Origin of the sequence: Kitasatospora sp. NPDC085464, from assembly GCF_044541955.1 — a bacterium.
GTDB lineage: Bacteria > Actinomycetota > Actinomycetes > Streptomycetales > Streptomycetaceae > Kitasatospora.
On sequence record NZ_JBITTM010000113.1, the window covers coordinates 1 to 3,586 of the forward strand.

Annotated in this window: 3 protein-coding genes; 1 reads left to right on the plus strand and 2 read right to left on the minus strand. The window is 69.7% G+C overall.

All coding sequences use genetic code 11. From position 1 onward, the window contains the following. The first annotated feature begins 266 nt into the window (after window positions 1-266). Window positions 267-773, plus strand: a complete 507-nt coding sequence (locus ACIGG8_RS42755) for a hypothetical protein (protein ID WP_396553977.1) — start codon at window positions 267-269, stop codon at window positions 771-773. A gap of 254 nt (window positions 774-1,027) precedes the next feature. Here ACIGG8_RS42755 and ACIGG8_RS42760 read toward each other — a convergent pair whose 3' ends face one another. Beyond that, window positions 1,028-2,353 carry a M64 family metallopeptidase gene (locus ACIGG8_RS42760; RefSeq protein WP_396553978.1) on the minus strand — a complete coding sequence of 442 codons (1,326 nt, stop codon included), beginning with the start codon at window positions 2,351-2,353 and terminating at the stop codon, window positions 1,028-1,030. Window positions 2,354-2,506: 153 nt separating this feature from the next. After that, a complete protein-coding gene (locus ACIGG8_RS42765; protein WP_396553979.1) occupies window positions 2,507-3,241 on the minus strand; it encodes a hypothetical protein in 735 nt (244 codons plus the stop codon). Between the last annotated feature and the right edge of the window lie 345 nt (window positions 3,242-3,586).

Here is a 3,586-nt window from a genome sequence, read left to right on the forward strand (position 1 = left end):
AAACACGAGCGGCTGATGTGCCGCCTTGCCGTTCCCGCCTGTCAGGCTTCTCCTTTTACGGCACGCAGCACAGCGCATGGAGCCGACGAGGCCGCACAGTGCCGGCGAGGCCGCATGGTTCGTCCCGAAAGGCTCCCGCTGTCCGACGCCGTGATTGCCGTACCGGGCACATCCCTCTCGCTCGAATTCAGTACGGAGAGAGTGCCTGTGGCGGAACCGGTTCGACTCGTTCGTGACACGCCCAGACCGAAGGGAAAGAGGCCATCATGTCATTGTCAGCAGCTGACCTCGAAAAGCTCGGGGACGCGCCGATCACCATCCAGTCGACGCACTATCCGAATGTGCACCTGCGCATGGACGGCACCGGAGTGACCGCGGCCAGGGACAACGGCGCGGGGTCGGTCAACTGCCAGTACGGCACCAGTCCCTTGACGGCCTTCAGGGTCCGGCCGCAGAGCGATGGCACCTACGCCTTCGAGTCGGCGGCCTTCCCGAACGTGTTCCTGCGCATGGACGGCAGCGGGGTCCCCACCACGATGGCCGGAGGGGGGACGGTCAACTGTCAGTTCGGCCTCGGCCCCTGGGAGAAGTACCACCTCCTTCCCCAGCCCGACGGTTCGTTCTCCTTCGGGTCGGCGGCCTTCCCGAACATCTACCTGCGCCTGGTGACCGGCAGTGGGGTGACCACCGCCACCGGTCCGGGAGGAACGGTGAACTGCCAGATCAATGCCAACGGCGGCGCGGACGAGAAGTTCTATCTCGACCTGGCCTGACGTGCGCGTCTCACGCGCGGCGACGTCCGCAGCGTGATCGCAGCGCGGAAGTGCCTTCCGAACCGGGACGATGAGGCGGGTCCGAGATCCGTCAGCCCCCGGCAGGAAGGCACTTTCTGCGTGCACACCACCGGCACCGCGGAGCCGCTGCACCGCATCCGGTGCCCGTCGAGCCGCTGCACCGCATTCGGGTGCAGCGGCTCGGACCGGTCTCAGCGCGTGACGATCAGCGGGTGAGGATCACCGCGTGACGATCACCGCGTGACGATCCAGGACAGGCTCGCGGTCAGGTCCGCGCGCAGCGCCGGGTCCGCCACGGCGGGGGTGGGATCGGTGGCGACGGCGGTGAGCAGGTGCGGCCGGATCCGGGGCCCGGTCAGCTTGAGGTCGCCGAGGTCCAGGGCAGTGCGGCCGGAGAGGCGTGGCAGCTCGCGGCCGTCCAGGAACCAGCGCAGCCGGGTGCCGGGCACCGGCAGGTCGACGGTCAGGTGGTCGGCCGCGGTGAGCCAACTCCCCTCGGCCGTGGGGCTGGTGAGCGGCGTGGCGTGGCGGTAGAAGCCGGCGATCATCGCCTCCCGCCCGGGCAGGTTGAACTCCCGCCCGAGCGAGCGCATGATCGAGTTCTCGGTCGGCCGGTACAGCCCGGTCGGGTAGTAGCCGCCGCCTTCGTACGCACCGACCGTCCCGCCGTCCGGGGACGTCTGCCCGAGCCAGCGGGACCACTTGGTGCCCTGCTGCCGCATCCGGTCGGCCGTGAGCGTGCTGATGTTGGCCTCGGCCGGTTCGTCGCCCTGGTACGTCCCCTGGCCGTCGTAGGCGTACTCGTCGGCGAGCTTGCCCAGCGAGTGCCCGGTCTCGTGCACCGCGATCTGCCCGGACTTGGCGTTCCCGCCCGCCACCGTGGCGATGCCCTCGTAGCCCAGCGGGGACGTGACGTCGTTGTAGCCGGCGCCGCCGTACTTGGCGCTGTTGGCCACCACCAGCACCAGGTCCGCCTGCGGGGCCTTCGCCGCGTACCGCTCGACCGCCTTCTCGTCCACGCAGAGCAGCCGCTCCACGTCGTCGCACCAGAAGTACGAGCCCAGCGCGGTGTGCCGCACGGTCGCCCGGTCCGGATCGCCGGTCACCCCCGACTCCGGCGAAACCGCCGACACCGCCCAGACGTTGAACAGCCCGCGGTACGTGGCGTACGGCTCGACCGCGGTCACCTCACGCCACTTCTCGGCCGCGTCCGTGAGGAACTTCTGCTGCTCCTGCGCGGCGTACCCGTCGCCGATCACCACGACGTCCAGCTTGGTCGCCGGATCGCCGCTGCGGACCAGCGGCGTCACGTCACCGTCCCCCTGCGGCGCGGCCACGCCCTGGGTCGGCGCGGCGACGAAGGGCGAGACGGCGGGGGCCTGGGCGCGGGAGATGCTGCCGTCCTCCGCGAAGGCCTCCACCTGGCGGGATGGCGGTGCCGTGCTGGGCGGTGCCGTGCTCCCGGCGGGCGCACTCCAGGAGGGGGTGGCGCCGAGCAGGGCCGCGGCGAGGGCGGTGGCGAGCAGAGCGGTGGTGGTGCCGGCGGGTGTGCGGCGCACGGATGGTCCTCCCCTGGTGAGCGGTCTGTGACTGATCGGCCTCTGATCGGCCTCCTTCCCGTGTCGAGAACCTGACAATCATGTGGGAGTCGAGGACCGGGCTGCCTGCCGTCGGGTGTGGCGCGGGGCCGACGGGCGTCGCCCGCCGCGGGCCTACAGTTCCGACACGGCCGTCGCGGCGATGACCACCGTGATCAGCCAGGACACGATCGCCAGGGTCAACGTGACGGCGAACGGCCACTGGTACGCGATGAGGAGGACGCAGCCCGTGCCCGTGGCGACGGCGGTCGGAACGGCGACGAGCAGCGGCCACCCCCACGCCCGCAGGTCCGCCGAGGCGACGCGGTACGCGAGCAGCGTCGTGCCGGCACCGATCAACAGGGCGACCTCGAACACGCTCCACCACGGCATGTTCCGCTGTTCGGCCTGGTGCCCGTGATAGGAGACCCAGACCACATCGTCCTTCCAGATCTTCAGATCGACTGTGGTGCCGACCTCGACGTCCCGGTAGAAGGCGCCGCCCACGCCGTACTCGCCGGTGGGAGCCGTCTCGCGCGAGATCGTCAGCAGATAGGTGACCGAATCGTCGCTGGACTTGGACGACTTCTTCGTCACCTGCCCGCTCTCCTTCCGCACGCACTCCACCACGTCCCCGGCCTCCGCCGACCCGCAGGCCGGCGCCGAGCGGTAGGCGCCCGACGCCTCGAAGGCGTCCACGAACCGGAAGAATCCGAGGCCCACCGCGGACAGGCCTATGCCGACCAGTAAGGCCTTCCATCCCATCCGGACGACCGGCGCCACCTTCCGCCGCTGCTTCGGCTTGCTCAGGCTTCCCGCCCACGCGCCAGGCACACTGTCCGTCACACCGTCGGTCACGTCGTCGCTCACGTCGTCCACCGCATCCTCACCGTCCTGCCTCGTCCGCACCCCGTTGATCTTCCGGCGTAGTCGGATGATGCCAGGCCGCAGGCGCCCTGGGAGGAACTGGCGCAGGCTGTAACGGACTTGTGCCGGTACGGACCGACCGGGCAGCGCGAAGAGCCGGGAGCGCCGCCCGCGGTGACCGGTGGCGATGAATTCCCGGCTCGTTTCACATTCTCCCTCGGTCGTTCTGTTGCTTCGTTTGCTTACTGGTTGCTGGTGAGGTGGTGGTGGAGGTTGGTGAGGGCGTGTTGGGTGGCGGTGGTGTGTTTGTAGGTGAGGTTGGTGAGTTTGTGGAGGAGTTTGGGCCAG

What these genes read in the sequence shown, in the direction of transcription:
- ACIGG8_RS42755 (WP_396553977.1), top strand. Translation starts at nt 267, where the DNA reads ATGTCATTGTCAGCAGCTGACCTCGAAAAGCTCGGGGACGCGCCGATC.